General features: G+C 72.7%; 27 protein-coding genes. 20 read left to right on the top strand and 7 right to left on the bottom strand.

Annotated elements, in window-relative coordinates:
* The first annotated feature begins 58 nt into the window (after positions 1–58).
* From tsf to Athai_RS11480, 6 genes are all read left to right on the top strand, one after another.
* A complete protein-coding gene (gene tsf, locus Athai_RS11455) occupies positions 59–877 on the top strand; it encodes a translation elongation factor Ts (protein WP_203961486.1) in 819 nt (272 codons plus the stop codon).
* 311 nt (positions 878–1,188) lie between these two features.
* Positions 1,189–1,893, top strand: coding sequence for a UMP kinase (gene pyrH / locus Athai_RS11460; protein WP_420829827.1), 705 nt, complete (start codon positions 1,189–1,191; stop codon positions 1,891–1,893).
* A 160-nt stretch (positions 1,894–2,053) separates the two neighbouring features.
* Positions 2,054–2,611 carry a ribosome recycling factor gene (frr, locus tag Athai_RS11465; protein WP_203961488.1) on the top strand — a complete coding sequence of 186 codons (558 nt, stop codon included), beginning with the start codon at positions 2,054–2,056 and terminating at the stop codon, positions 2,609–2,611.
* Positions 2,611–3,891 (top strand): phosphatidate cytidylyltransferase, encoded by a 1,281-nt coding sequence (locus Athai_RS11470; RefSeq protein WP_203961489.1) that lies wholly within the window; start codon positions 2,611–2,613, stop codon positions 3,889–3,891. Before frr ends, Athai_RS11470 begins: the two co-directional genes overlap by 1 nt.
* 66 nt (positions 3,892–3,957) lie before the next feature.
* A complete protein-coding gene (rlmN, locus tag Athai_RS11475; protein ID WP_203961490.1) occupies positions 3,958–5,085 on the top strand; it encodes a dual-specificity RNA methyltransferase RlmN in 1,128 nt (375 codons plus the stop codon).
* On the top strand, positions 5,082–6,440 hold the full coding sequence (locus Athai_RS11480; protein WP_203961491.1) for a DivIVA domain-containing protein: 1,359 nt from the start codon (positions 5,082–5,084) through the stop codon (positions 6,438–6,440). The genes rlmN and Athai_RS11480 overlap by 4 nt, the downstream gene beginning before the upstream one ends.
* A 243-nt stretch (positions 6,441–6,683) precedes the next feature.
* On the opposite strand, the gene Athai_RS11485 is transcribed toward Athai_RS11480, so the two are convergent.
* Positions 6,684–6,908, bottom strand: coding sequence for a DUF2631 domain-containing protein (locus tag Athai_RS11485; RefSeq protein WP_239156877.1), 225 nt, complete (start codon positions 6,906–6,908; stop codon positions 6,684–6,686).
* Between the two features lie 230 nt (positions 6,909–7,138).
* Between Athai_RS11485 and Athai_RS11490 the strand changes: the two genes are divergently transcribed.
* The 3 genes from Athai_RS11490 to Athai_RS11500 are packed head-to-tail and all read left to right on the top strand — an operon-like array spanning position 7,139 to position 9,810.
* Positions 7,139–8,752, top strand: a complete 1,614-nt coding sequence (locus Athai_RS11490) for a Rieske 2Fe-2S domain-containing protein (protein WP_203961493.1) — start codon at positions 7,139–7,141, stop codon at positions 8,750–8,752.
* A gap of 52 nt (positions 8,753–8,804) precedes the next feature.
* Positions 8,805–9,233 (top strand): VOC family protein, encoded by a 429-nt coding sequence (locus Athai_RS11495; RefSeq protein WP_203961494.1) that lies wholly within the window; start codon positions 8,805–8,807, stop codon positions 9,231–9,233.
* Between the two features lie 43 nt (positions 9,234–9,276).
* Entirely contained in the window at positions 9,277–9,810 is a 534-nt protein-coding gene (locus Athai_RS11500; RefSeq protein WP_239156878.1) for a GyrI-like domain-containing protein, read from the top strand.
* Positions 9,811–10,093: 283 nt separating this feature from the next.
* Here Athai_RS11500 and Athai_RS11505 read toward each other — a convergent pair whose 3' ends face one another.
* The 3 genes from Athai_RS11505 to Athai_RS11515 form a co-directional block, all read right to left on the bottom strand.
* Positions 10,094–10,525 carry a hypothetical protein gene (locus Athai_RS11505; RefSeq protein ID WP_203961495.1) on the bottom strand — a complete coding sequence of 144 codons (432 nt, stop codon included), beginning with the start codon at positions 10,523–10,525 and terminating at the stop codon, positions 10,094–10,096.
* A 69-nt stretch (positions 10,526–10,594) separates the two neighbouring features.
* Positions 10,595–12,169, bottom strand: coding sequence for a glycerol-3-phosphate dehydrogenase/oxidase (locus Athai_RS11510; protein ID WP_203961496.1), 1,575 nt, complete (start codon positions 12,167–12,169; stop codon positions 10,595–10,597).
* Positions 12,170–12,224: 55 nt separating this feature from the next.
* On the bottom strand, positions 12,225–12,815 hold the full coding sequence (locus Athai_RS11515) for a TetR/AcrR family transcriptional regulator (RefSeq protein WP_203961497.1): 591 nt from the start codon (positions 12,813–12,815) through the stop codon (positions 12,225–12,227).
* A 152-nt stretch (positions 12,816–12,967) separates the two neighbouring features.
* Between Athai_RS11515 and Athai_RS35060 the strand changes: the two genes are divergently transcribed.
* Both Athai_RS35060 and Athai_RS35065 read left to right on the top strand, forming a co-directional pair.
* Entirely contained in the window at positions 12,968–14,443 is a 1,476-nt protein-coding gene (locus tag Athai_RS35060) for an FAD-binding oxidoreductase (RefSeq protein WP_338028130.1), read from the top strand.
* On the top strand, positions 14,329–14,745 hold the full coding sequence (locus Athai_RS35065; protein ID WP_338028179.1) for an FAD-binding oxidoreductase: 417 nt from the start codon (positions 14,329–14,331) through the stop codon (positions 14,743–14,745). The genes Athai_RS35060 and Athai_RS35065 overlap by 115 nt, the downstream gene beginning before the upstream one ends.
* 22 nt (positions 14,746–14,767) lie before the next feature.
* Here Athai_RS35065 and Athai_RS11525 read toward each other — a convergent pair whose 3' ends face one another.
* Positions 14,768–15,334, bottom strand: a complete 567-nt coding sequence (locus Athai_RS11525; RefSeq protein ID WP_203961498.1) for a TetR/AcrR family transcriptional regulator — start codon at positions 15,332–15,334, stop codon at positions 14,768–14,770.
* A gap of 19 nt (positions 15,335–15,353) precedes the next feature.
* Positions 15,354–15,680 (bottom strand): DMT family transporter, encoded by a 327-nt coding sequence (locus Athai_RS11530; protein ID WP_203961499.1) that lies wholly within the window; start codon positions 15,678–15,680, stop codon positions 15,354–15,356.
* 322 nt (positions 15,681–16,002) lie between these two features.
* Here Athai_RS11530 and dxr point away from each other — a divergent pair, with 322 nt between their 5' ends.
* The 6 genes from dxr to Athai_RS11560 all read left to right on the top strand — a co-directional run bounded on the left by dxr (position 16,003) and on the right by Athai_RS11560 (position 22,210).
* Positions 16,003–17,208, top strand: coding sequence for a 1-deoxy-D-xylulose-5-phosphate reductoisomerase (gene dxr / locus Athai_RS11535; RefSeq protein WP_203961500.1), 1,206 nt, complete (start codon positions 16,003–16,005; stop codon positions 17,206–17,208).
* Positions 17,208–18,476: a M50 family metallopeptidase gene (locus tag Athai_RS11540; protein WP_203961501.1), complete on the top strand. Its 1,269-nt coding sequence runs from the start codon at positions 17,208–17,210 to the stop codon at positions 18,474–18,476. The genes dxr and Athai_RS11540 overlap by 1 nt, the downstream gene beginning before the upstream one ends.
* 8 nt (positions 18,477–18,484) lie before the next feature.
* Complete coding sequence (ispG, locus tag Athai_RS11545) at positions 18,485–19,651, top strand: flavodoxin-dependent (E)-4-hydroxy-3-methylbut-2-enyl-diphosphate synthase (protein ID WP_203961502.1); 1,167 nt, start codon at positions 18,485–18,487, stop codon at positions 19,649–19,651.
* A 123-nt stretch (positions 19,652–19,774) separates the two neighbouring features.
* The gene (locus tag Athai_RS11550) at positions 19,775–20,614 is read left to right on the top strand and encodes a GNAT family N-acetyltransferase (protein WP_203961503.1); all 840 of its coding nucleotides are present in this window, start codon (positions 19,775–19,777) and stop codon (positions 20,612–20,614) included.
* A gap of 269 nt (positions 20,615–20,883) precedes the next feature.
* On the top strand, positions 20,884–21,417 hold the full coding sequence (locus Athai_RS11555) for a hypothetical protein (protein WP_203961504.1): 534 nt from the start codon (positions 20,884–20,886) through the stop codon (positions 21,415–21,417).
* A gap of 283 nt (positions 21,418–21,700) precedes the next feature.
* Positions 21,701–22,210 carry an amino-acid N-acetyltransferase gene (locus Athai_RS11560; RefSeq protein WP_203965543.1) on the top strand — a complete coding sequence of 170 codons (510 nt, stop codon included), beginning with the start codon at positions 21,701–21,703 and terminating at the stop codon, positions 22,208–22,210.
* 92 nt (positions 22,211–22,302) lie between these two features.
* Here the strand turns inward: Athai_RS11560 and Athai_RS11565 are convergent, their stop codons facing one another.
* A complete protein-coding gene (locus tag Athai_RS11565; RefSeq protein WP_203961505.1) occupies positions 22,303–22,545 on the bottom strand; it encodes a hypothetical protein in 243 nt (80 codons plus the stop codon).
* A gap of 155 nt (positions 22,546–22,700) precedes the next feature.
* On the opposite strand from Athai_RS11565, the gene Athai_RS11570 reads away from it, so the two are divergent.
* From Athai_RS11570 to Athai_RS11580, 3 genes are all read left to right on the top strand, one after another.
* Positions 22,701–22,958 (top strand): winged helix-turn-helix domain-containing protein, encoded by a 258-nt coding sequence (locus Athai_RS11570; protein ID WP_203961506.1) that lies wholly within the window; start codon positions 22,701–22,703, stop codon positions 22,956–22,958.
* A gap of 41 nt (positions 22,959–22,999) precedes the next feature.
* Complete coding sequence (locus Athai_RS11575; RefSeq protein WP_203961507.1) at positions 23,000–24,367, top strand: glutamine synthetase family protein; 1,368 nt, start codon at positions 23,000–23,002, stop codon at positions 24,365–24,367.
* A 228-nt stretch (positions 24,368–24,595) separates the two neighbouring features.
* On the top strand, positions 24,596–25,945 hold the full coding sequence (locus Athai_RS11580; protein ID WP_203961508.1) for an aldehyde dehydrogenase family protein: 1,350 nt from the start codon (positions 24,596–24,598) through the stop codon (positions 25,943–25,945).
* Positions 25,946–25,975: the final 30 nt, after the last annotated feature.

A 25,975-nucleotide genomic window follows, 5' to 3' on the forward strand; every position in this document is an offset into this window, starting at 1 on the left:
GCGACCCGCGTCGGGCCCGTCAACGTACCCAGACTTCCGCTGAACCAGAGAGAGAACAATGGCTGACTTCACCGCCGCGGACGTCAAGAAGCTCCGCGACCTCACCGGCGCCGGCATGATGGACTCCAAGAAGGCCCTCACCGAGGCGGAGGGCGACTTCGAGAAGGCCACCGAGCTGCTGCGCATCAAGGGCGCCAAGGACGTCGGCAAGCGCGCCGGCCGTACCGCGGCCGAGGGCCTGGTCGCCCAGTCCGGCAACGCGATGCTCGAGCTCAACTGCGAGACCGACTTCGTCGCCAAGTCCGGCCCGTTCATCGAGTTCGCCCAGTCGCTGGTCGAGCACGTCGACGCGAGCCGCCCGGCCGACCTCGACGCGCTGCTCGCCTCGACGCTGCCGGATGGCCGCGGCGTGGCCAAGGCGGTCGAGGAGGAGGCCGCGAAGATCGGCGAGAAGCTCGTCGTGAAGCGGTTCGCCGTGCTCGACGACCCGATCTCGGTGTACCTGCACCGCAAGAGCCCCGACCTGCCGCCGGCCGTCGGCGTGATGGTGACGTACTCCGGCGAGGACACCGCCGCGGTGCGCGGCACGGCGATGCAGATCGCCGCGATGCGCCCGCAGTACCTGACCCGCGACGAGGTGCCGGGCGACGTCGTCGAGAACGAGCGCCGGGTCGCCGAGCAGACCGCCCGCGAGGAGGGCAAGCCGGAGCAGGCACTGCCGAAGATCATCGAGGGCCGGGTCAACGCGTACTTCAAGGACTACGTGCTGCTGGAGCAGGCGTCGGTGACCGAGAACAAGAAGTCGGTGCGTCAGGTCCTGGAGGCCGCCGGCGTGCAGGTGACCGCATTCGCCCGGTTCGAGGTCGGCCAGGACTGACCCAGGGCGCTGCTGCGAGGTCCCCGTGCCCGGGGGCCTCGCCCGGCCGTCCGGCGCGTGCATCGACCGGCGCCCCCATCCGGCGGATACCGTCGCGGGGGCGCCGCGTCGTGTCCGAAGCGACCCGGCCGGCGCGGTGTTCGGCGGCCTGCCTGCGGGCGGCGGAAACCGGGCGGTCGGTACCGTGCATAGCGCGGACAATCGAGGGTGGCAGGGAAGGCGAGAGCATGGCGGCAGGCAGCACGGCGGCAGAGCGCGACGCGGACGAAGCCACGGTGGTCCCGCCGACCCCGTCCGGGAGGTACCGGCGGGTGGTGCTGAAGCTGTCCGGTGAGGTGTTCGGCGGCGGCAAGGTCGGTGTCGACCCGGACGTGGTCGCCGATCTGGCCCGCCAGATCGCCGCGGTCCAGCAGCAGGGTGTGCAGGTCGCGGTGGTCGTCGGCGGCGGCAACTTCTTCCGCGGTGCCGAACTCAACCAGCGCGGGATCGACCGGGCCCGCGCCGACTACATGGGCATGCTCGGTACGGTGATGAACTGCCTGGCGCTGCAGGACTTCCTGGAGCAGCGAGGCGTCGAGACCCGGGTGCAGACCGCGATCACGATGGGTCAGGTCGCCGAGCCCTACATCCCGCGGCGGGCCATCCGGCACCTGGAGAAGGGCCGCGTGGTGATCTTCGGCGCGGGCGCCGGTATGCCCTACTTCACCACCGACACGGTCGCCGTGCAGCGGGCCCTGGAGATCAAGGCCGACGTCGTGCTGATGAGCAAGAACGGCGTGGACGGGGTCTACACCGCCGACCCGCGGATCGATCCGACCGCCACCAAGGTCGACACGATGAGCCTGGCCGAGGCGCTGCAGCGCGGCCTGACCATCGCCGACGCGGCGGCGTTCGCGATGTGCGACCAGAACGGGTTGACCATGCTCGTGTTCGGCGCGGAGGGGGCGGACACCGTGGTGCACGCGATTCTCGGCGAGAAGATCGGTACGTTGCTCACGCCCGCCCGGGTGAAGTGAACCGTTCGGTCGGCTTTGCCGGCCAACCCGGCCGGCCGGCCGCGCCGGGGCAACCGTCCGGCCGGCGGCGCCGGCCGGAACCGCCCCGTCGGCCGCCCGCGCTTGATCTTGGCCGGTCGGCGACAATCTTCTGCAAGACCGCGCCTAAGGAGGCGACAAGGTGATCGACGACACACTCCTCGAAGCCGAGGAGAAGATGGAACGGGCGATCGAGCACGCCAAGGAGGATTTCGCGACGGTGCGCACCGGCCGGGCGACCCCGGCGATGTTCGCCAAGATCGTGGTGGACTACTACGGCGCGCCGACCCCGCTGCCGCAGCTGGCCTCCATCGCCATCCCGGAGGCGCGAATGGCGATCATCAAGCCGTACGACGCGTCCCAGATCGGTGCGATGGAGCGCGCGGTGCGCGACTCGGACCTGGGTGTCAACCCCGCCAACGAGGGCACCCAGCTGCGCATCAACCTGCCCCCGCTGACCGAGGAGCGGCGCCGGGAGATGGTCAAGGTCGCCCGCGGCAAGGGCGAGGAGGCCAAGGTTGCGGTGCGCAACATCCGGCGCAAGGCGAAGGACGAACTCGATCGCATCATGCGCGATGGCGAGGCGGGGGAGGACGAGGTCCGCCGCGCGGAGAAGGACCTCGACGACGTCACGCACAAGTACACCGGGAGCGTGGACGAGATCCTGAAGCGCAAGGAAGACGAGCTTCTCGAGGTCTGATGGCAGGCAGCGGACCGTTCTCCTCGTACGAGCAGCCCCGGCCCTCGCACGGCCGGCACCGCGCTCCGGACGCCGACGACCCGGACGGGTCGACGTCGGTACCACCGGCGACCCCGGCCGACGCCTACGCCGCGCCGGAACGGCCCGGGTGGGACACCCCGGCGCCGGATGATGCTCGGCCGGAGCCGGATTGGGGTGCGGGCGCGGCGGAGCCGACCTGGGACGTCACGGCGGCGCAGCCGGCCGTCGACCCGTCGGCCCGGTACGAGGCAGGTTCGCGGGCGGAGCGCGCCGGCGCACCCGGAGCGGACGACAGCTGGGCGGCCACCGGCCAGTTGCCCGCCCAGCCCGGCGCCGAGCCGGGGCTGCCCGGCTCGGCCGCGCCGTCGACCGGCCCGGATGACGACCCGGCGACCGATGGGTCGACGGCGCCGGATCCGGCGGCCGCGCACAAGCCCCGGGCCGGCCGGAACCTGCCGGCCGCCATCGGGGTGGGCGTCGGGCTCGGCGCGATCGTGCTCGCCTCGCTGTACGTGCAGCGTGCCGCGTTCCTGATCGTGGTCGCCGCCGGCGTGCTGCTCGGCACCTGGGAGACGGTGCGCGCCTTCGGCCGGGCCGCCGAGCCGGCCAAGCGCACCCGCCCGCCACTGGTACCGCTGCTGGCCGGTGCGGTCGCGATGCAGGGCCTGGCCTGGTTCGGCGGCTTGGAGGCGCTCACCATCGGCCTGGTTTTCACCCTGGTCGCGGTGTTCATCTGGCGGCTCGCCGATGGTCCGCCCGGCTATCGCCGGGACGTGGCGGCCGGCGCGTTGATCGCCGCGTACGTGCCGTTCCTCGCCGGCTTCGCCGTACTGCTGGCCAGGCCGGAGGACGGCGCCGCGCGCGTGGTGGCGGCGCTGGCGATGGTGGTCTGCAGCGACACCGGTGGGTACACGGTCGGGGTGCTCGTGGGGCGGCACAAGATGGCGCCGCGGATCAGTCCCGGCAAGTCCTGGGAGGGCTTCGCCGGCTCCGTCCTGACGTGTGCCGTCGCCGGCGCGATCCTGGTGTACCTCGTGTTCCACCAGCCCCTGTGGGCCGGTGTGGTGTTCGGTGTCGCGGTGAGTTTGGTCTCCGTGCTCGGTGACCTGACCGAGTCGATGATCAAGCGTGACCTGGGCATCAAGGACATGGGCAACCTGCTGCCCGGGCACGGTGGGGTGATGGATCGACTCGATTCGATCCTGTTCGCGGTGCCCGTCTCGTTCGCGCTGCTGAGCGTGCTCGCGCCGGCCGGGTGACGGGCGGGTCGGGTGCAACCTGCCGGGGCGGGCAATCGTGCGTGGACGTGGGACACTGGCCAGGACATGACAGTCCTGCCACTGATCACCGAGCCCACGAACCGACGCCGTCCCCCCACTCCCAGGCATCTGGCCGACCTGGACATGGCGGCCCGCCGGGAGGCCGTGGTCGCCCTTGGCGAGCCCGCTTTCCGCGCCAACCAGCTGTCTCAGCACTACTTCGGCCGGTTGCTGGACCCGGCGGCCGAGGACGCTGCCGCGGCGCTGACCGACATCCCGGCCGCGGCCCGCGCCCGGCTGGCCGAGGCGCTGCTGCCGGTGCTGGCCCGGCCGGTCCGTCGGCAGTCCGCGGACGACGGCGCCACCCGCAAGACGCTGTGGCGGTTGCACGACGGTGCGCTGGTGGAAAGCGTCGCAATGGGTTACCCGGATCGGGTGACGGTCTGCGTCTCCTCGCAGGCCGGCTGCGGCATGGGCTGCCCGTTCTGCGCCACCGGCCAGGGCGGGCTGACCCGCAACCTGTCCACCGGCGAGATCGTCGAGCAGGTCGTGGCTGCGGCTCGGCTGGCCGCTGCCGGCGGGCTGACCGGAGCGCCGCATCGGTTGTCCCGGGTCGTGTTCATGGGCATGGGAGAGCCACTGGCGAACTACGCCCGGCTGGTCGCCGCGGTGCGCCGGATCACCGAGCCATCCCCCACCGGGCTCGGCCTGTCGCAGCGGCATGTCACGGTGTCGACCGTCGGGTTGGTGCCGGCGATCCGCCGGTTGATAGAAGAGGAGATGAACGTCACGCTCGCGGTGTCGCTGCATGCCCCGGACGATGAGCTGCGTGACGAGCTGGTCCCGGTGAACACCCGGTGGAAGGTCGCCGAGGTGCTGGACGCGGCATGGGACTATGCGTCCCGAACGGGACGACGGGTGTCGATCGAGTACGCAATGATTCGAGATGTGAACGACCAGCCGTGGCGGGCCGACCTGCTGGGTCGGCTGCTGTCGGATCGGTTGGCGCACGTCAACCTCATCCCGCTCAACCCGACCCCGGGAAGCCGGTGGGACGCCAGTCCCAAGCCGGTCGAGCGGGAGTTCGTCCGGCGGCTGCGCGCGGCCGGCGTGCCGACCACGGTGCGTGACACCCGGGGGCGGGAGATCGACGGTGCGTGTGGACAGCTTGCGGCTGCGGAGGTGGGCGAGTGAGTCAACAGGGTCAACGGTTTCGTCGGCGCGCGTTGCGACGTGGATACAAGGTCGACGAGGTCGACGAGTTCCTCGAGCGCGTTGAGGCCACCCTGTCCGGCAGCCCGCTCGGGTCGCCGGTGACCTCGCGCGATGTCCACGACTTCGTGTTCCGGGTCCGGTTCGGCGGCTACGACGAGTGGCAGGTCGACATGCACCTGGACCGGGTGGAGCGGCAGCTGACCGCGCTGGAGGAGGGCGGCGGGATGCCGGCCGCCGAGCCGGCCCAGCTGGCCGGTCCGGGCTCGGCGTTCGCGTTGCCGCCGGGTGACGACAGCCTCGGCGCCTACCGCGAACCGGTCCCGAGGCAGGAGCCCGGTGGCTACGAGAGCGGCGGCTACGACGGCGGCGGCTATGACGGTGGCGGCTACGACGCTTCGCCGCGTCGCGACTTCGACGCGCCCCCACCCCCGCGTGACCACGACCCCGCGCCGCAACAGCACGACCCGTACGGGCGGGACGGGTACCGCGACGACCGGCCACGGCCGGTCCGCGAGGACGAGCCGACGATGGTGCGGCCCGCGCGCGCCGCGGCCTCGGTGCCGCCGGCCGATCCGACCGCACCGGGTTCGGGGCGGGCGGAGGTGCCAGGCCCGGCCGGCCGAGCGATGCCTCGTCCACCGGCACCGCAGCAGCCGGAGGACTTCACCCAGAAACTGCCGCCGGTGCGGTCGGATTACGAGCCGGCCGGCGACTATCCGATGGCTGCGGAGGGCCGTCGGCGCGAGTCCCGGTACGAGCCGGAACCGGAGCGGTTCGAGCCGGAGCCACCGTCCTTCGCGCCCGACCAGCGGTACGACGCGCACCGCGGATACGAGCCGGCGCCGCCGGCTGCCGCCGGGTACGACCAGGGCGGGTACCCACCGCCGGCGTTCGACCAGCCGCGCGGGTACGAGCCGGAGCCGCCGCGGTTCGAGCCGCCGTCCGGTGAGATCCGTCGCGGGTACGAGCAGCAGCCGCCCGCGGGCCGGTTCGAGACCGGTTTCGAGCCGGGCCGGCATGGCAAGGTCGACATGACGACCGAGATCCCGGCGGCGGACTCGCCGTTCACCCCGGACGACCTGCACCGGCTGGAGCAGGCGCGGCGCACGTTCCAGGTGCGCCGGTTCGGCAGCGGCTACGACCCGCAGCAGGTGAACCGGCTGTTCGACGCGATCGCGGCGACCATGTCCGGCCGGGCCACCGTGCAGGTGTCGGACAGCGAGCTGGACCCCGGTCAGTTCAGCCTGGTGCAGGGCGGCCTGTTCGAGGCGGAGGTCGACGGGGCGCTGCGCGACGTGCGGGACATGTTCTCCCGGCGCGGCATCGCCCGCTGAGGCAGCTAGGTGTACTGACCGCCTGGGGCGTGTCTTCATGGCTCCGCCCGGGCGAACGGACCCGGCGCAGCCGGGTGGCTGGCCATGAAGACACGCCGTAGGGCCCGGCGAGGGGAAGCGCCGCCGGGCCACCCGGGTGGGCGACCCGCTCCGTGGGCCGGCTGTCTCGGTGGTCGGCGTGAGACGACGAACGCCCGGGTGCGACAGGCACCCGGGCGTTCGTGTGGTTCGGCGCGGTCGCCGTCAGCGGCGCAGGCCGTTCTTGCGCAGCAGCCAGTCGAGCACGACGGCGCCGACCAGCAGCACCGCGGTGACGACCAGGAACACGTCGCCGACGTGGCCCTTCTGGTTGCCGATCGTCATCAGCAGGCACACGATCGCGCAGATGATCGCGCCGGCCCGGGCGGCCTTGCGGTTGAGCGGCTTGCGCTGGTCGGGCGACGTGATCTGTTCGGACGATCCGGACACGGGGCAGCCTCCTGTACGCGCATGAACGCCTGTCAGTTTGACACGTCCGCCGGTGTGGTTTCCGGCAGACCCCGCGGCGGGTGAGGTGTGGGCACGCGCCCGGCACGCGGCGGCGCGCATTACGCTGGGTGCCGCACTCGTCGTGCCGCACCCCGTGGCGGCGCCGATGGGGAGGGGCGCGCGGCAGCGGTCGCGGGCGGACGCAGGCACGCAAGGGGAGGACCGCAGCGGTGCGAGTGACGGGTACCGGTCACGCCAGCATGTTCATCGAGACGGGTGCGGGCAGCATCCTGACCGATCCGTGGGTCAACCCGGCCTACTTCGCCTCGTGGTTTCCGTTCCCGGACAATTCCGGTCTCGACTGGGACCGGCTGGGGCAGGCCGACTACCTCTACGTCTCGCACCTGCACCGGGACCACTTCGATGCGAAGAACCTGAAGGAACACATCTCGAAGAAGACCACCGTGCTGCTCCCCGCGTACCCGACGAGCGAGCTACGCGACGAGCTGGCGGAGCTGGGCTTTCGCCACTTCATCGAGACGACCAGCAACGAGGTGCTGGAGCTCGACGGCGGCCTGAGGGTCATGATCCAGGCGCTGACCTCGCCGACCGACGGCCCGATCGGCGACTCGTCGCTGTGGGTGGAGTACGACGGGGTCCGGCTGCTGAACCAGAACGACGCGCGGCCGACCGACCTGTCGGTGTTCCGGGATCTCGGCCACGTGCACGCGCACATGCTGCAGTTCTCCGGCGCCATCTGGTACCCGATGGTCTACGAGCTGCCGCAGGCGGCGAAGACCGCGTTCGGCAAGCAGAAGCGGGCCCGCCAGTTCGACCGTACGGTGCGCTACATCGACGACCTGAACGCCAGCTGGGTCTTCCCGATCGCGGGCCCGCCGTGCTTCCTGGACGACGAGCTGTGGCAGCTCAACGACCTGCCCGCCGGGGGTGGGCGGGGCAACACCGGCGGCGACGAGGGGAACATCTTCCCCGACCAGCAGGTGTTCGTCGACCACCTGCACGAGCTGGGGTACGACAACACCGTGATCCCGCTGCCCGGCACGGTCGTCGAACTGACGGCGGACGGGTGCGACGTGACCCAGCCGGTGCCGGACGTGCGCGAGTTCTTCGCCGACAAGGAGAAGCACCTGCGCGACTACCAGCAGCGCCAGCGCATCGTGATCGAGGCGGAGAAGGCGTCCTGGTCGCACCCGGAGATCGACGTGCTGGCCGCGATGAAGGAGCGGATCGAGCCGATCCTGGTCGAGGCCGAGCAGATGGCGAAGGGCATCGGCGGTCCGGTCCGGTTCGACCTGGTCACCGGCGGGGCGGACGGCGACGGCGACGCGGACGCCGAGCAGGTCGAGTCGATCGTGGTGGACTTCCTGGACCGCCAGGTCCGGCCGTACGCGGGGGAGAAGGTGCGGTACCGGTTCCGCACCGAGCGCCGCCTGATCGAGCACCTGCTGTACATCGGCGAGGTCGACTGGGTGAACAGCCTGTTCCTGTCCTGCCGGTTCTCCGCGGCGCGGATCGGGCAGTACAACGAGTTCGTCTACGCCTTCTTCAAGTGCCTGTCCGAGGAGCGGATCAACTACGCCGAGGGCTGGTACGCCGAGCAGAAGCCGGACGCCGAGGACATCGTGCTGGGTGACTGGGTGGTGCAGCGCCGCTGCCCGCACCTGAAGGCCGACCTGACCCGGTTCGGCAAGATCGAGGACGGCGTGCTGACCTGCCAGATGCACGGCTGGAAGTTCGATCTCGCGTCGGGGCGGTGCATCACCAGCGTGGGCCACGAGATCCGGTCCAGCCGCCGGGACGCGCCGGCGACGCCGGAGAGCTGACCGCACCGCTTGCGGTCAGGAGTTGACCGCAGCGCCGGTTAGCGTGGCGGGCATGGCACATCAGGTACAGGTGACTTTCGACGCGGCCGAGCCGGCGCGGCTGGCCGAGTTCTGGGCGCTCGCCCTGGGCTACGTGACGCAGCCGCCGCCGCCCGGTTTCGACAGCTGGGAGCGGTTCGCCGAGCACATCGGCGTGGCGCCCGAGCGGGCCGGGGACATGGCGGCCGTGATCGATCCGGACGGCGCCGGACCGCGGATCTTCATCCAGCGGGTGCCGGAGGGCAAGACCGCGAAGAACCGCGTCCACCTCGACATCCAGCTGACCGGCGGCGACCGCGGTACGGACGCCTGGCGCCGGGTCACCGCACACGTGGACATGCTGGTCGCGGCCGGTGCGCGGCGGCTCCGGGAGGTCGACGAGCCGACCGGTCGGGCGATCGTACTGGCCGACCCGGAGGGCAACGAGTTCTGCGTGACCTGACCGGTACCGATGAGTCGGGGCGGGACGGCTCGTCTGCGCCGGTATGAGCATGCACACCCTGCCCCAGGTGGTCCACCGCGAACCCCAGCCGTACGTCGGGATCTCCGGCGCGGTCACGATGCGTACCGTCGGCGCGGTCGCCGACCGGATCCCGGCGCTCTTCGGCTGGCTGGCCGCCCGCGGGGTGCCGCCCGCCGGCGCGCCGTTCCTGCGGTACCTGGTGATCGACATGGACGCGCGGCTGCGGGTGGAGGCCGGGGTGCCGGTCGCCACGCCGGTACCGGGCGACGGCGAGGTGCGCGGCGGCGAACTGCCCGGCGGCCGGTACGCGACTCTCGACCACGTCGGGCGTCCCGACGATCTGGTGCCGGTGACGGCGTGGCTGCTCGGTTGGGCGGCCGGCCAGGGGTTGAGCTGGGACATGACGGCGGACGGTGACGGCGAGCGCTGGGGCTGCCGGCTGGAGCACTACCAGACCGATCCGGCGGAGCAGCCGGACCTCAACCAGTGGCGCATCCAGCTCGCCTTCCGGCTCCGGGACCGAGCCACCGGGACCACCGGGGCCGCCGCGCCGTAGCGGCGCCAGGAGCCGTGCCAGGGCCAGGAGTCGCGCCAGGGTCACGAGCCGCCGCGGGATCGGTGATTGGCGCGGGACCACGAACCGCGGCGGGACCAGGAGTCGCGGCGGGACCTGTGGTTGGAGCGGAACCAGGAGTCGGGGCGGGGCCAGGAGTCGCGGCGGGACCGGTGGTTGGAGCGGGGCCAGGACCCGGCGCGGCGGCACTGCCGGGGCGCGACCGAGAGCCGTGACGGATCAGGAGCCGCCGGGCTTTGAAGGTCCTGACCGGGACCGCGTGCCGTCACGACTGCATCCGGATCGACGGGTTGAGCTGGAGCAGGTCGTCGCGGACCTGCTCCGGATCGCGAAAGCCGGACAGTAGCGGGAAACCGAGCCGCCGATCGGCCCGCTGCACCCAGACCGAGGCGAGGAACCAGCGGTTCATGCCGCCGGTCCAGCTGCCCGAGATCGCCGCGATCTGCTCGGCCGGTACGGCGGTGCGACGCAACGGCCCGAGGAACACCACGGTGCCGGCGGCCGGGTCGAGCCGCAGCGCCCAGGGCAGCCGCAACCAGGCGAGAGCGCCGAGCAGCCCGACGACGAGGACGGCCCAGGCGACCGGCCCGCCGGCCCGGACCACGGCATCGGCGCCGACCGCCGCGACGCCGGCTCCGAGCAGGGCCGGCAGCAGCGCGCCGACCATCCCGGTCGCCCGCAGGTGGTAGGTCGTCATGGCCGCCAGCCTGCCTCATGGCCGCCGGCGGCGGCCAGCCCTGGCGGCAACCGGTCCGCGGAGCGGCGCTCAGCCGAAGGCGGCCCGGGCGGCGGGGCCGGCCGCCGCGTACCAGTCGGCGACCAGCGCGCAGCGGGTACGGCGACGCAGCAGGTCGTCGGCGTCGACCGCGCCCTCGGCGAGTACCCCGAAGGCCAACTCGACGCCGAGCACCGGCACCCCGTCGGCGATCGGTTCCAGCAGGCGCGGATCCGCGTCGGCGAGCGCGGCAACCTGCGGCGCCTCGGTGCCGTACCGGGCGATCAGCCGGCGGGGTGCCCGGACCGTACCGAGCCGGTCGGTCGGTGCGGCGCCCACCAGCGGCAGCCGGTCGGTGCTGCCGTACGGGTCGCCGGGCAGCTGGTAGGCCCGCACCGCGAGGTCGACGGCGTCGGCGGCCATCCGCCGGTAGGTGGTGAGCTTGCCGCCCACCACGGTGACCAGCCGGTCGCCGTTGTCGGCCACCACGTGCCGGCGGGACAGGTCGGCGGTCCCGGCCTGCGGATGGGCACCGTCGTCGACCAGCGGCCGCATCCCGGCGTAGCTGCCGACCACGTCGGCGCGAGACAGCGGCCGGTCCAGCGCGGTGGACAGCACACCAAGCAGGTAGTCGACGTCTCGCTCGGCCGGTTCGCAGCGATCCGGCACCGGGCCGTCGACCGGGTCGTCGGTGAGTCCGACGTAGACGGTGCCGTTCGGTTCGGGCAGCGCGATCAGGTAGCGGTTGTGCTCGCCGGGCACGGCGACGTTGAGCCCGGCGCGGGGCAGGCCGAGGGTGCCCGCCCGGACGACCAGGTGGGTTCCCTTGCTGGGGCGCAGCCGGATCGTCGGGTCCAGCCTGCCGGCCCACACCCCGGCCGCGTTGATGACCACCCGGGCGCGCAGCTCGAACCGCCCACCGCCGCGCCGGTCGACGCCGGTGACCAGGCCAGCGTCGATGCTCTCGACCGCGCACCGGGTGAGGATCGCCGCACCGTGCAGCGCGGCGGTGCGGGCCAGCGCGACCACCAGCCGGGCGTCGTCGTACAGCTGGCCGTCCCAGTGCTGCACGGCGCCGGCGAGGCCGTCGCGGCGCAGTGCCGGGGCGAGCGAGGCGGCCGTCGCGGCGTCGACCCGGCGCGGCGCCGGCAGCCGGTGCCCCGGGGTCCGGGCGGCGCGGCGCAGCAGGTCGGCCAGGTGCGTGCCGACGGTCGCCAGCGCGCCGCGCGGGCTGACGAACCCCGGCCCGTACGGCGTGACGAACGGCAGCGACCGCACCAGGTGCGGCGCCACCGTCTGCATCAGGATGTGCCGTTCGGCCGCGGACTCCCAGGCGAGCGGCACGTCGCCGGCGGCGAGGTAGCGCAGCCCGCCGTGCACCAGCTTGCTCGACGCCGAGGACGTCCCGGCGGCCAGGTCGTCGCGCTCCAGCAGGGCGACCGACAGCCCGCGGGACGCCGCGTCCAGCGCCACCCCGGCTCCGACCACCCCGCCGCCGACCACCAGCACGTCCAGGGTGCCGCCGGCGGCGAGCCGGGCCAGGTCGCGGTCCCGCCGGGCGGCGGACAGCCAGCTGCGGGGCGCCTCGCGCGCGACCGCGCCGGCCCGGAACGTCTCGGTACTCATCGCCCCACCTCCGTCAGTCGACGAGAGCCGGCAGCCAGCGCCTGCGGCCTGCCGGTCATGGCGCCAGGTACCGGTCGAGCAGGATGCCGAGCTCGGTGCGCACCGTGGCCGGGTCGGTCTGCGCGGCGAGCATCCGGGCGCCGAACACGAACGCCTGCAACACCACCAGCAGCACCCAGCCGACGGCGTCGGAGTCGGTGTGCCGGACGGAGCCGTCCGCCTGCCCCTCGGCGAGCACCGCCGCGAGGGCGAGCCGGGCCTCTTGCTGGCTGGTACCGGCGCGGTCGACCAGATAGGGCAGCAGCAACTCCGGGTCCAGTTCGATCAGCCGGGCGAGGAGCGGATCGGCGGCGAGCCGGTCCACCCCGCGCAGCGACAGCTCGACCAGCCGCTGCCGCCCGCTGCCGAGACCGTCGGTCTGGCCGGCGAGGTCGGCCAGCAGCATCCCGATCTCCCGGGTCAGCAGCGCGACGAGCAGCTGCTCGACATCGCCGAACCGCCGGTACAGCGTCATCCGGCTGACCCCGGCCCGGCGCGCCACCTCGGTCGCGGTGGTCCGGCGGACGCCGACCTGCAGGACCGACTCGCGCGCCGCGTCCAGGATCGCGGTGTCGCTGCCGGAAGTGATGTTACGAAGCGACGTCATGTGTCACACTGTACCGCGTGAGTCGAGCCCAGTCACCGAACCCGACCCCCGACCCCGCGCAGCCGACCGGCGCCCCGGTCCACGGCGGCCGGGCGCCCGCCGCCTCGAGGCCGGACAGGGCCGGTCGAAACGATCCGTTACGGGCCGGTCCGGTGCGATCGGGGACCGAACCGGACGGTGCCGATGCCGGTACCCCCGACCGCGCGACCGCCCGACCGTCCGGACGCGACCGTCCGGACGCGACGGACCGTCCGGCTGGGCCCGAGTGGTCCGGTACCGGCCCCGGCACCGGAGACACGACCCCGGCCCGGCCCGGCGGGCCGGCCTGGAACGGGTGGGAGCCGGGCGCGGCGCCCGCGCTGTCGGCACCGGCCCGGCGGGTCCTGGCACGGCTGCTCGGTGCCACCGAGGACACCCCCTCGGTACCGGTGAGCGAGGTGCGGCTGCCCGCGTCCGCGCTGCCGGCCGACACCCGCCGCCGGCTCGTCGAGCTGCTCGGCGCCGAGCACGTGCGCACCGACCGGGCGGCACGGCTGGCGCACGCCGGCGGACGCAGCTACCTCGACCTGGTCCGGCTGCGCGCCGGGGACGCCTCCGCGGCGCCGGACGCGGTCCTGACGCCGGCCGCCGACCAGCTCCAGGCCGTGCTCGCCACCTGCGTCGACACCGACACCGCGGTGGTCCCGTACGGCGGGGGTACCAGCGTGGTGGGGGGCGTTTCCGGGGCGCACCGCGGCGGTCACGCGGCCCTGGTCGCGCTGGACCTGTCCCGCCTCGACCGCCTGGTCGCGCTGGACGAGACCGCGCAGACCGCGACGTTCGGCGCCGGCATGCGCGGGCCGGACGTGGAGCGCGCGCTCGCCCACCGCGGCTACACCCTCGGTCACTTCCCGCAGAGCTACCGGTACTCGACCGTCGGTGGCTGGGTGGCGACCCGGTCGGCCGGCCAGGCCTCCACCGGGTACGGGCGGATCGACGAGCTGGTGCACGCGGTGCGCTGCGTGACGCCGACCGGGGAGCTGGTGCTGGGGCGGGGCCCGGCGAGCGCCGCCGGCCCGGACCTGCTCGGCCTGGCGGTCGGTTCGGAGGGCACCCTCGGGGTGCTCACCGAGGCGACCCTGGCGGTGCGCCGGATCCCGCCGCACCGCCGGTACGAGGGATGGTCGTTGCCGGACCTGCGGGCCGGCCTGGACGCACTGCGCGAGCTGGCGCAGCGGCTGGGGCCCGGGCTCGCACCGGACGTGTGCCGGTTGTCCGACGCCGACGAGACCCGCTCGACGTTCCTGCTGTCCGGCTCGCTGTCGACCCGGCTCGCCCGGGGCTACCTCGCCGCCCGCGGCCGCCATCCGGGCTGCCTGGCGATCTTCGGCTGGGAGGGGAGCCGGACCAGGTCGCCTTCCGGCACCGAGCGGCCACCCGGGTGCTGCGCGCGCACGGCGGCCTACCGCTCGGTGCCGCCGCCGGCCGGTCCTGGCTGCACGGCAGGTTCGCCGCGCCGAACCTGCGCGACACGCTGCTCGACCACGGGCTGCTGGTGGAGACGCTGGAGACGGCGGCCGACTTCGGTGCGCTGCCGTCGCTGCACGCGCGGATCCGGCGCAGCCTGCGCGACTCGCTGGGCCGGGTGATGGTGCTCAGCCACGTCTCGCACCTGTACCGCAGCGGCGCCTCGCTGTACGTCACGGTCCTCGCGGCCCGCGATCCGGCCGACCCGGTCGGTCAGTGGACCGCGGCCAAGCGCGCGGTGACCGAGACCATCCTGGCCGGCGGCGGGACGCTGACGCACCACCACGCCGTCGGCGCCGACCACCGTGACTTCCTCGGCGCCGAGGTCGGTACCGCGGGGTTGGCGCTGCTGCGTGCGGTCAAGGCGACGATGGACCCGACCGGCATCATGAATCCCGCTGTGCTGCTCCCGCCGGCGTCCTGACCGGGCGCGACACCGGTGCCGGTCACCGGCGCAGGACGCGGCGCAGGACGGGGAGCAGGTCGTCGCGGTCCGGCAGGCGTTCGGCGACCAGCCACTCGATCAGCAGGCCGTCGACGGTGGCGGTCACCGCGCGGGCGGTGACCGGATCCACGTGTTCGGCGAGCATCGCGGTGATCTGCTCGACCCAGCCGGTGGCAGCGGCCCGCAGCGCCGGCCGGCGCACCGCGGCGAGGTACAGCTCGTACTCCACGACGGTACGGTCGCGTTGCGGGCCGAGCCAGTCGAGCATCACCTCCGCCAGCACCGCGGCCAGGTCGGCATCGGGCGGCAGCGCGGCGAAGCGGTCCCGTAGCCGCCGGTTGTAGTCGTCCGCGGCGGCCCGCAGCGCGGCGCCGAGCAGCTCGTCGCGGCTGCCCAGGTGGTACGTCGTGGAGCCGAGCGGCACGCCGGCGGCGTCGGCGACCGCCCGGTGGGTCAGGCCCGCCACGCCGCGTGCCGCGATCACCGCGACGGTGGCGTCGACCAGCCGGTCCCGCCGGCCGGGGTCGTTGCGCCCCCGCCGGCCCGCGGCGGTTCCGGGTTCGCTCATGGCCCCAGTCTGGCAGTGCTCAACCCGCGTGGCTGCCGCCGAGGTTGAGCGCCACCACGCCGGCGATGATCAGCGCGATGCCGCCGATCTTGACCAGGCTGACCGGTTCGCCGAACACCACCATGCCGATCGCGGCGACCACCGCGGTGCCGGCGCCGGACCAGATCGCGTACGCGACGCTGACCGGCACGCTTCTGAGCGTCAGGGACAGCAGCAGGAAGGACAGCAGGTAGCCGACGGCGACGCCGACGCTCGGCCACAGCCGGGTGAAGCCGGCGGAGAGCTTGAGCAGGCTGGTCGCGGTGATCTCGGCGCCGATCGCGACGGCAAGCAGAACGTACGGCATGGCTGGCCCGATTTCTGTGTACAGACGTCCACAAATTCTGTGGACAAACGTACATCCGAATGACCGTTCCCGTCCTCGTCACGTGGTACGGGTCATGCCGGTGCGCCGCGCCGCGGTCGCTCTCCGTTCGCGGTGCGCCCCCGCCCACCCGAACGGAGGCATCCGGCTCGTCCCGCACCGACCCGAGCCGGTCACCCGGCCGGCCTGCTTCTCGGGCCGGTCAGCCGTTGCACACCGTCCGCCAGCAGCGCCTTCCCCGGCCCGCCACCGCTGCCGGCCGGCTCCCGGTGAGCGTTCAGCCGGGTACGGAACAATGGCCGGTATGACGACGCGCGAGCTGGTGTTGCTCGGATCGACCGGGTCGATCGGCACCCAGGCGATAGACGTGATCACGCGAAATCCGGACAGGTTCCGCGTGCTGGGCATCGCTGCTGGCGGCGGCAACGTCGAGCTGCTCGCCCGGCAGGCGCTGGAGCTGTCGGTCGAGGTGGTGGCGGTGGCGCGGGCCAGCGCCACCCAGGACCTGCAGCTCGCCTTCTACGCCGAGGCCCAGCGGCGCGGCTGGGCGACCGGTGATTACCGGATCCCGAAGATCCTGGCCGGTCCGCAGGCCGCCGCGGAGCTCGCCGAACACCCCTGCGACCTGGTCCTCAACGGCATCACCGGCTCGGTCGGGCTCGGTCCGACGCTCGCCGCGCTGCGCGCCGGCCGCACCGTCGCGCTGGCGAACAAGGAGTCGCTGGTGGCCGGCGGCGAGCTGGTGCGCGCGGTGGCGCGGCCGGGGCAGCTGATCCCGGTCGACTCGGAGCACAGCGCACTCGCCCAGTGCCTGCGCGGCGGCCGGTCGGCGGAGGTGGCCCGGCTGGTGGTGACCGCCAGCGGCGGGCCGTTCCGGGGCCGCAGCCGGGAGGAGTTGGCGGATGTCACACCCGAGCAGGCGCTCGCGCACCCGACCTGGGACATGGGACCGGTGGTCACGGTCAACTGCGCCAACCTGGTGAACAAGGGCCTCGAGGTGATCGAGGCGCACGAGCTGTTCGACATTCCGTACGAGCGGATCGACGTGGTGGTGCACCCGCAGTCGATCGTGCACTCGATGGTGCAGTTCACCGACGGGTCGACGTTGGCGCAGGTCAGCCCGCCGGACATGCGGCTGCCGATCGCGCTGGCGCTGGGTTGGCCGGACCGGGTGCCGGACGCCGCGCCGGCGATGGACTGGACCGCCGCGCAGCGGTGGGAGTTCCTGCCGCTGGACGAGGCGGCGTTCCCGGCCGTGGCGCTGGCCCGCGAGGTGGGTGCCGCCGGGCACTGCCGGCCCGCGGTGTTCAACGCCGCGAACGAGGAGTGCGTGGCCGCGTTCCTTGCCGGCCATCTACCGTTTCCTGCGATCGTCGACACGATTGCGACGGTTGTTGATCAGGCGCCGGCCTTCGGGGTACCAGGTAACGTCGAGGACGTGCTGACCGCCGAACGCTGGGCGCGCGAGCGGGCGCGGCAGCTGTGCTCCGCCTTTCGGAAGGGACGTTGATGGCGTACGCGATCGGGGTGATCCTGTTCGCCCTGGGCATCGTTGTGTCGCTCTCGATCCACGAGGCCGGACACATGTTCACCGCGCGGGCCTTCGGGATGAAGGTCAGCCGGTACTTCATCGGCTTCGGGCCGACGCTGTTCTCGTTCCGCCACGGCGAGGTCGAGTACGGCGTCAAGGCGATCCCGGCCGGCGCGTTCGTCAAGATCGACGGGATGACGCCGCTGGAGGAGGAGGAAGAGGTCCCGCCCGCCGACCGGCACCGGGTGTTCTGGCGCAAGCCGGTCTGGCAGCGCACCCTGGTGCTGATCGCGGGCTCGGTGACGCACTTCGTGCTGGCGTTCGTGATCTTCTGGATCGCCGCCGCGTTCGTCGGCGTGCCGAACCCGAAGTACGCCGACTACGCCACCGGCAACGTGCCGGCCAAGCTCGGCCAGGTCAGTACCTGCGTGCAGCGCACCTACGACGCGAAACACCCGGACCGTTGCAGCGCCAAGGACATCCCTGGCCCGGCCAGGAAGGCCGGGCTGAGGGCCGGTGACACCATCACCGCGCTCGACGGCGTGGCGACTCCGACGTACTCCGACCTGGCCGACCGGATCAAGAAGACGAAGGCCGGCCCGGCCAAGGTGACCTACCTGCGGGCCGGTAAGACCCACAGCACCACCGTCACGCTCGTCTCGGCGCCGCGCCCGACCGGCGGTACGGTCGACAACCCGACGATGTCGGACGTGACCGTGATGGGCATCGTGCTGGTCTCGCCGCAGCAGGCCGGCGTCTCGCCGACCACCACGTACGGTCCGGTGGACGGCGTGCCGCACGCGGCCGAGTTGTACGGGCAGACCGCGAAGCAGATGGGTCAGGCGGTCACCCGGATCCCCAGCAAGATCCCGAACCTGGTCTCGGCGCTGGCCGGGCACCAGCGCAGTGCGGACACCCCGATCAGCGTGGTCGGCGCGAGCCGGCTCGGCGGTGAGACCGTCGAGCTGCACGCCTGGTGGTTCTTCCTGATGCTGCTGGCCCAGCTCAACCTGTTCGTCGGGGTGTTCAACCTGGTGCCGCTGCTGCCGCTGGACGGCGGCCACGTGGCGATCGCCTGGTTCGAGAAGGTCCGCTCCTGGTGGGCGGCCCGCCGCGGCCGGCAGGACCCGGGCCGGGTCGACTACCTGAAACTCATGCCGATCACCTACGCGGTCGTGATCATCTTCGGTGGGCTGTCGGTGCTCACCGTGGCCGCGGACATCATCAATCCGGTCACCCTGAATTGAGGCGCAGTATGACCACGGTCAGTCTTGGCATGCCGGAGGTTCCGCCGCCGGCGCTCGCGGAACGTCGCCAGTCACGACGGATCGACGTCGGTGGGGTCCCTGTCGGTGGCGGCGCGCCGGTCAGCGTCCAGTCGATGACCACCACGGTGACCGCCGACGTCAACGCCACCCTGCAGCAGATCGCCGAGCTGACCGCGTCCGGCTGCCAGATCGTGCGGGTCGCGGTGCCGTCCGCGGACGACGCCGAGGCGTTGCCGGCGATCGCGAGGAAGTCGCAGATCCCGGTCATCGCCGACATCCACTTCCAACCGAAGTACGTGTTCGCCGCGATCGACGCCGGCTGCGCCGCGGTGCGGGTGAACCCGGGCAACATCAAGCAGTTCGACGACAAGGTGAAGGAGATCGCGAAGGCGGCCGCCGACGCCGGTACCCCGATCCGGATCGGCGTCAACGCCGGCTCGCTGGACAAGCGGCTGCTGGAGAAGTACGGCAAGGCCACCGCCGAGGCGCTGGTCGAGTCGGCGCTGTGGGAGTGCTCGCTGTTCGAGGAGCACGGTTTCCGCGACATCAAGATATCGGTCAAGCACCACGACCCGGTGGTGATGATCCGGGCGTACCGGCAGCTCGCCCAGCAGTGCGACTACCCGCTGCACCTGGGTGTCACCGAGGCCGGGCCGGCGTTCCAGGGCACCATCAAGTCGGCCACCGCCTTCGGTGCGCTGCTGGCGGAGGGGATCGGCGACACGATCCGGGTGTCGCTGTCGGCGCCGCCGGTGGAGGAGGTCAAGGTCGGCATCGGCATCCTGGAGTCGCTGGGGCTGCGCGAGCGTGGCCTGGAGATCGTCTCCTGCCCGTCCTGCGGTCGTGCCCAGGTCGACGTGTACAAGCTGGCCGAGGAGGTGCACGCGGGCCTGGACGGGCTGCCGGTGCCGCTGCGGGTGGCCGTGATGGGCTGCGTGGTGAACGGTCCGGGTGAGGCCCGCGAGGCCGACCTCGGGGTCGCGTCCGGTAACGGCAAGGGCCAGATCTTCGTCAAGGGCGAGGTGATCAAGACGGTGCCCGAGTCGCAGATCGTCGAGACGCTGATCGAGCAGGCGTTGCGGATCGCCGAGGAGTCCGGCGCCGAGCTGCCCGAGGAGCTGCGCGGCCTCGGCCCCACCGTCGAGGTGCACTGAGGCCGGGTGATCGGTCCGGGTCGGACGGCGGATCGTGCCGATGGTCCGGCGGATGCGGCCGACAACCGCGCCCGTCGTCTGGCACGCTTGATGCGTGCGGGGAGAGGCGCCCGGAGACGCGGCGTGTTGACGGTTCCGGTCCGGTTGCTCGGCGACACCGACCGGGCCGAGGTGCATCGGCTGCTCGACTCGGAGCCGATCGCGGCGGCGCAGGTCGCGGAGCGGGTCGAGGCGGGTGGCTTGACGTGGTGGCGTACCGGCGCGCGGGTGTTCGGCTACGGCCCGCCCGGCCGGTTGGAGTCGCTGTGCTGGCTGGGCGCGAACCTGATCCCGGTACGGGCGGGCTCGGCGGCGATCGCCGGGTTCGCCGAGCTGGCTCGCCGGGAGGGCCGGCGCTGCTCGTCGATCGTCGGTGCGGCGGACGCGGTCCTGGAGCTGTGGGACCGGCTGTCGCCGCACTGGTCGCCCGCCCGGGAGGTCCGGCCCTGCCAGCCGTTGCTGATGACCGACGAGCGTGCTCCGGTGCCGCCGGATCCGGACGTGCGGCTGGTGCGGCCCAACGAGGTCGGCACGCTGTTCCCGGCGTCGGTGGCGATGTACACCGAGGAGGTCGGGGTGTCGCCGGTCGCCGAGGCCGGCGGTCGGGCCTACCGGCAGCGGGTCGCGGAGCTGGTCCGGTCCCGCCGGGCGTACGCGCGGTTCGTCGACGGCAAGGTCGTGTTCAAGGCCGAGCTGGCGGTGGTGACCCGGCACACCGCGCAGGTGCAGGGTGTGTGGGTGGCGCCGGAGTGGCGCGGTCGCGGTATCGGTACGGCGGGGATGGCCGCGGTGGTGGCCGACGCGCTGGAGCGGGTCGCGCCGACCGTCAGTCTGTACGTCAACGACTACAACACCCCGGCCCGCCGGGCGTACGAGCGGTGCGGTTTCCGCGCCGTCGGTACGTTCGCCACGGTGCTGTTCTGACGGCGGTCGCGGGCGGGTCGCTGGGGTGGCGTGACGGGTCTGCCGAGGTGCACGGTGGGTACTGGTGGCGCGTCCTGACGGGAACCGTGACAGCGACGTATGTTACGACAAAGGAATCCTTTTAATACCCTAGAGTCCGAATTTTCTGTCAGATTTATGCGTATCGTCGGTCGGGCTGGTGACAGCACGCTCGCTACGTTGGGATAATCGAGGGACCACTCAGAGTTACCGATGGTTCCCCGAACCCGAGGGCAGACGAGGTGAGCGTGATGGGGAGGATCGTCAAGACCCGTGGCGAGGGCGTCACCAAGTACTACTGGTACCCGGGGGAGAAGGCGGACTGGATCAGGGCCGCGGTCGCCGTCGGCGCCGGACTGGTGGTCCTCGCGCTGGTCGCCCTGTTCACGCACAGCGGTCTGTGGGCGTCCGTGCTCGGCACGTCCGTGACCGCCGCCGTGGCGGGTCTCAACTTCGGTCGCCGGGACGCCCGGGCGCTGCGTGACCTGCCGGACATCGCCTCGGCGCGCAAGGCCGCGATCGTCGACACCGGCCGAGCGATGTGGCGGGCCATGGTCAAGGGCTGCGGTGCGGCGGGCGCCGCGGTGCTGGTGGCGAACATGTCCAGTCGCGGCTTCGTCGCCGACTGGCTGCTCCCGCTGGTGCCCGCGGTGGTCGGTGCGCTCGCACACCAGGCCGGCATGATCGCCGAGCGGATGTCCGAGGACGCGGCCGCCCGCAAGCAGGCGGTCGAGGCGACCCCGCTGCGCGCCCGCGCCGCCGAGCCGACCAGCAACGCCGCCTGATCACGGGGCGTGCCGGCCCGGGCGGTCGGGCCGGTACGGCGGACGCCGGCCGGTCGGGCCGGTACGGCGGGCGGTCGGGCCGGTACGGCGGACGGCCGGCCGGTACGGCGGACGCGGGGTACGTGCGGCGCCGGCTGGTCGGGCCGCTGCCGTGTGGCGGACCCGGCGCGGGGTCGCTCCCGGTTGTGCGGGTGTGCTCGGTCACGGATCCGGTGCGCTGCAGGGTGGGGCGCTGCCCGCTCGCGTGTATGCTGCCCTTGTGGATGAACATGCAGCGCAATGCATAGCGATTCCATCGCTGACGGTGCGGCGGGCCAGGACCGCCGACGTGCGGGCGATCGGCGCGCTGATCGACCGGTACGCGCCGGAGCGCCGGCTGCTCACCAAGCCCGCCGTCACCCTGTACGAGGGCATCCAGGAGTTCCGGATCGCCGAGCGCGGCGACCGGGTCGTCGGCTGCGGCGCGGTGCACGTGTTCTGGGAGGACCTCGCCGAGATCCGCACCGTCGCGGTCGACCCGGCCGAGCGCGGCAACGGCATCGGGCACCGGCTGGTCACCGAGCTGCTGGAGGTCGCCCGCGACCTCGGCGTGACCCGGGTCTTCGTGCTCACCTTCGAGGTCGGCTTCTTCGCCCGACACGGCTTCACGGTCATCGACTCCGACTCCGCCGTCGACACCGGGGTGCGCCAGGAACTGCTGCGCTCGGCCGACGAGGGGGTGGCGGAGTTCCTGGAGCTGGAGCGCGTCAAGCCCAACACCCTGGGCAACACCCGCATGCTCCGCCACCTCTAGGTCGGCGCCTCAGCGCCCCCGGTGCGCGTGGCAGCAGCCGAGGACGAACGCCAGCACGAGGGTGAACAGCCAGCCCAGCGCGATGCGGACGCTCACACCGTTCTCCGCACCAGCAACCCGGACAGCCGGACGAAGTAGGTGTGCACCCGCGCGTCGGCGCTGCCGACCTGATCGAGCGGAACGACCCGCAGGTACATGGTTCCCTCGGTGAGGGTGTCCACGGTGGACACGACCAGCGCCCACCACGACCCGACGCCGGGCACCCCGGCCGCCGGGCAGATGAAGCACTCGTCGCCCGCGCGGGGCCTCGCGTACCGGATCGCAGGCCGACTCATGGCACTCCCTTCCCGAACCCTCGGCCGCGCTGCCGAGACCGTGGTTCCAGTGCGTGATGGTGAGGCCACGTTAGCAAACCGCGCTAGATCGCGCTATGTCGAGCTAGTACGCGGAATGGCGAAGCGTGCTGAAACGAAGCTCGTAGCGTCGAGACATGCCGCGCTGGGAATCGATCACGCGAGGGGCTCCGTCACCCGTCTATCGGCAGCTGGCCCGCGTCCTCGCGGAGGCCATCGATGCCGGAGAGTACGGGCCTGCCCAGAAACTACCCAGCGAATCGGATATTCAGCAGCTCACCGGGATAGCGCCGATGACCACCCGGAAGGCGTTCCGGCTGCTCGCGGAGCAGGGGAAGGTGCGAACGATTCCGGCCCGAGGCACGTTCGTCGAGCCTGTCGGCGACCTGGACTGAACACCACCGGACCGCTCGAAGGGACGCAGATGGGTACTGCCATGCCGATTCGACGGGAGCCGGCGCTCGGCCTCGACGAGCTGCGCCGGCGGGTGGCCGGTGAGAGCGTCGACACCGTGGTGCTCGCGGCCTGTGACCTGCAGGGCCGGTTGGTGGGCAAGCGGTTCGACGCGAACTTCTTCCTGGCCGAGGTGGTCGAGCACGGCACCGAGGCGTGCGACTACCTGCTCGCGGTCGACGTCGAGATGAACACCGTCGACGGCTACGCGACGTCCAGCTGGGACACGGGGTACGGTGACCTGCTGCTCACCCCGGATCTCGCCACCCTGCGGTCGCTGCCCTGGCAGGATGGCAGCGCCCTGCTGCTGGCCGATGTGTCCGCAGTGGACGGAGCGCCGATCGCGGTGGCGCCGCGGCAGGTGCTGCGCGACCAGCTGGCCGCGCTCGCGGCGCGCGGGCTGCACCCATACGTCGGGACCGAGCTGGAGTTCTGCGTCTACGACGACTCGTACGAGGACGCCTGGCGGCGCGGCTATCGCGACCTGGCGCCGGCCAACCAGTACAACGCGGACTACTCGATCCTCGCCACCGGGCGCATCGAACCGCTGCTGCGGGCGATCCGGCGCGGGATGGCCGGTGCCGGGATGACGGTGGAGAGCGCGAAGGGGGAGTGCAACCTCGGCCAGCACGAGATCGCGTTCCGCTACTCCGACGCGCTGACCACCTGCGACAACCACACGATCTACAAGACCGGGGCGAAGGAGATCGCCGCGGCGCAGGGCCGGTCGCTGACCTTCATGGCCAAGCCGAACCAGCGGGAGGGCAACTCCTGCCACGTGCACTGCTCGCTGCGCGACGACGCCGGCAGGACGGCGCTCGCCGGTGACGGCGAGCACGGCTTCGGCCCGACGATGCGGCACTTCCTCGCCGGCCAGCTGCGCTGCCTGCCCGAGCTCACCCTGCTGTACGCGCCGAACGTCAACTCCTACAAGCGGTTCCGGGACGGTTCGTTCGCGCCGACGGCGGTGCGCTGGGGGCTGGACAACCGCACCTGCGCGCTGCGCGTGGTCGGGCACGGCGACTCGTTGCGGGTGGAGAACCGGGTACCCGGCGGCGACGTCAACCCTTACCTCGCGGTCGCCGCGATCACCGCCGCCGGGCGGTACGGGATCGAGCACGAGCTGGCGCTGGAGCCGCCGTGCGAGGGCAACGCGTACCGGCAGGACGGGGCGCGGGTTCCGGGCACGCTGCGCGAGGCGGTCGCGGTGTGGCGGGACAGCGCCGTGGCGCGCGAGCTGTTCGGTGCCGAGGTGGTCGAGCACTACGCGCACTGCGCCGAGGTCGAACTGGCCGCGTTCGACGCGGCGGTCACCGACTGGGAGCTGTACCGCGGGTTCGAACGGATGTGACCCGACGGCGACGGCGACGACATCGCTGGTACGACGGCAACCGTGGCGGTGCGGTGACCGGAGCAGGCGACTCCGGTCGGCCGACCGGAGCGGCCGGACCGGGCAGCGGACGGTGGGAAGGGGGGCGGGCGGGCGAGACGGCGGATGATCTGGACGGGACAACGGCAGGCGGTCATCGGACGGGAAGGCGGCTCGCGACCGGCGCGAGTGAACGGACCGGGGGGTGCGATGGAACTGGTCAACCCGACGACGGGGGAGCCGATCGGCGACGTGCCGCTGGCATCGCTGGAGATGGCGGACGCCGCGATCGAACGGGCGGCGGCGGCGTTCGAGACGTGGCGCCGGGTGGCTCCCGCCGACCGGGGGCGGCTGCTGCGGCGGTTCGCCGAACTCATCGAGGCGCACACCGACGAGCTGGCCGAGCTGGAGGTGCGCAACTCCGGCCACCCGATCGGCAACGCGCGCTGGGAGGCGGGCAACGCGGCGGCGGTCGTCGACTACTACTCCGCCGCGCCGGAGCGGCTGTGCGGCCGACAGATCCCGGTCGCCGGCGGGGTGGACGTCACGTTCCACGAACCGCTCGGCGTGGTCGGGATCATCGTCCCGTGGAACTTCCCGATGCCGATCGCGTCCTGGGGCTTCGCGCCGGCGCTCGCCGCCGGCAACACCGTGGTGCTCAAGCCGGCCGAGCTGACCCCGCTGACCGCGCTGCGGCTCGGTGAGCTGGCGCTGGATGCCAGCCTGCCCGAGCACGTGCTGACCGTGCTGCCGGGGGCCGGCGACGTGGTGGGCCAGCGGTTCGTGACCCACCCGGCGGTACGCAAGGTGTGCTTCACCGGGTCGACCGAGGTCGGCAGGAAGATCATGGCCGGCTGCGCGGACCAGGTGAAGCGGGTGACGCTGGAGCTGGGTGGCAAGAGCGCGAACATCGTGTTCGCGGACGCCGACGTTGCCGCCGCGGCGGCGGCGACGCCGATGTCGTTCTGCGACAACACCGGCCAGGACTGCTGCGCGCGCACCCGCATCCTGGTCCAGCGCGGCGTCTACGAGCCGTTCCTCGCCGCGCTGGCCGACGCCCTGGCCGCGGTGCGGGTCGGTGACCCGCGGGATCCGGGCACCCAGGTCGGGCCGCTGATCTCGGCGCCGCATCGGGACCGGGTGCGCTCCTACGTGGCCGGTGCCGAGGTGCTGCTGCGCGGTGCCGCCCCGGCCGGCCCCGGCTTCTGGTACCCGCCGACCGTGCTCGCCGGTGGCGGCGGCACCGATCGCGCCTGGCGGGAGGAGATCTTCGGCCCGGTGGCGTCGGTCCTGCCGTTCGACACCGAGGACGAGGCGATCCGGATCGCCAACGACACCGCGTACGGGCTGTCCGGCTCGATCTGGACCCGCGACCTCGGTCGGGCGCTGCGGGTCAGCCGCGGGGTACGGGCCGGCAACCTGTCGGTCAACTCGCACGCCTCGGTGCGCTACTCGACCCCGTTCGGCGGGTTCGGCTCCTCCGGGCTGGGGCGCGAACTCGGGCCCGACGCGTTGGCCGGTTTCACCGAGACGAAGAACGTCTTCCTCGCCGACGGCTGACCGGCCCCCGCCGGCTCGCCGACCCCCGAC

Origin of the sequence: Actinocatenispora thailandica (assembly GCF_016865425.1) — a bacterium.
Taxonomy (GTDB): Bacteria; Actinomycetota; Actinomycetes; order Mycobacteriales; family Micromonosporaceae; genus Actinocatenispora; species Actinocatenispora thailandica.

Coding starts and splice junctions, on each gene's coding strand:
- tsf (WP_203961486.1), top strand. CDS start 59: ATGGCTGACTTCACCGCCGCGGACGTCAAGAAGCTCCGCGACCTCACC.
- Athai_RS11470 (WP_203961489.1), top strand. CDS start 2,611: ATGGCAGGCAGCGGACCGTTCTCCTCGTACGAGCAGCCCCGGCCCTCG.
- rlmN (WP_203961490.1), top strand. CDS start 3,958: ATGACAGTCCTGCCACTGATCACCGAGCCCACGAACCGACGCCGTCCC.
- Athai_RS11495 (WP_203961494.1), top strand. CDS start 8,805: ATGGCACATCAGGTACAGGTGACTTTCGACGCGGCCGAGCCGGCGCGG.
- Athai_RS11500 (WP_239156878.1), top strand. CDS start 9,277: ATGAGCATGCACACCCTGCCCCAGGTGGTCCACCGCGAACCCCAGCCG.
- Athai_RS11505 (WP_203961495.1), bottom strand. CDS start 10,525: ATGACGACCTACCACCTGCGGGCGACCGGGATGGTCGGCGCGCTGCTG.
- Athai_RS11510 (WP_203961496.1), bottom strand. CDS start 12,169: ATGAGTACCGAGACGTTCCGGGCCGGCGCGGTCGCGCGCGAGGCGCCC.
- Athai_RS11515 (WP_203961497.1), bottom strand. CDS start 12,815: ATGACGTCGCTTCGTAACATCACTTCCGGCAGCGACACCGCGATCCTG.
- Athai_RS11525 (WP_203961498.1), bottom strand. CDS start 15,334: ATGAGCGAACCCGGAACCGCCGCGGGCCGGCGGGGGCGCAACGACCCC.
- Athai_RS11530 (WP_203961499.1), bottom strand. CDS start 15,680: ATGCCGTACGTTCTGCTTGCCGTCGCGATCGGCGCCGAGATCACCGCG.
- dxr (WP_203961500.1), top strand. CDS start 16,003: ATGACGACGCGCGAGCTGGTGTTGCTCGGATCGACCGGGTCGATCGGC.
- Athai_RS11540 (WP_203961501.1), top strand. CDS start 17,208: ATGGCGTACGCGATCGGGGTGATCCTGTTCGCCCTGGGCATCGTTGTG.
- ispG (WP_203961502.1), top strand. CDS start 18,485: ATGACCACGGTCAGTCTTGGCATGCCGGAGGTTCCGCCGCCGGCGCTC.
- Athai_RS11555 (WP_203961504.1), top strand. CDS start 20,884: ATGGGGAGGATCGTCAAGACCCGTGGCGAGGGCGTCACCAAGTACTAC.
- Athai_RS11565 (WP_203961505.1), bottom strand. CDS start 22,545: ATGAGTCGGCCTGCGATCCGGTACGCGAGGCCCCGCGCGGGCGACGAG.
- Athai_RS11570 (WP_203961506.1), top strand. CDS start 22,701: ATGCCGCGCTGGGAATCGATCACGCGAGGGGCTCCGTCACCCGTCTAT.
- Athai_RS11575 (WP_203961507.1), top strand. CDS start 23,000: ATGCCGATTCGACGGGAGCCGGCGCTCGGCCTCGACGAGCTGCGCCGG.
- Athai_RS11580 (WP_203961508.1), top strand. CDS start 24,596: ATGGAACTGGTCAACCCGACGACGGGGGAGCCGATCGGCGACGTGCCG.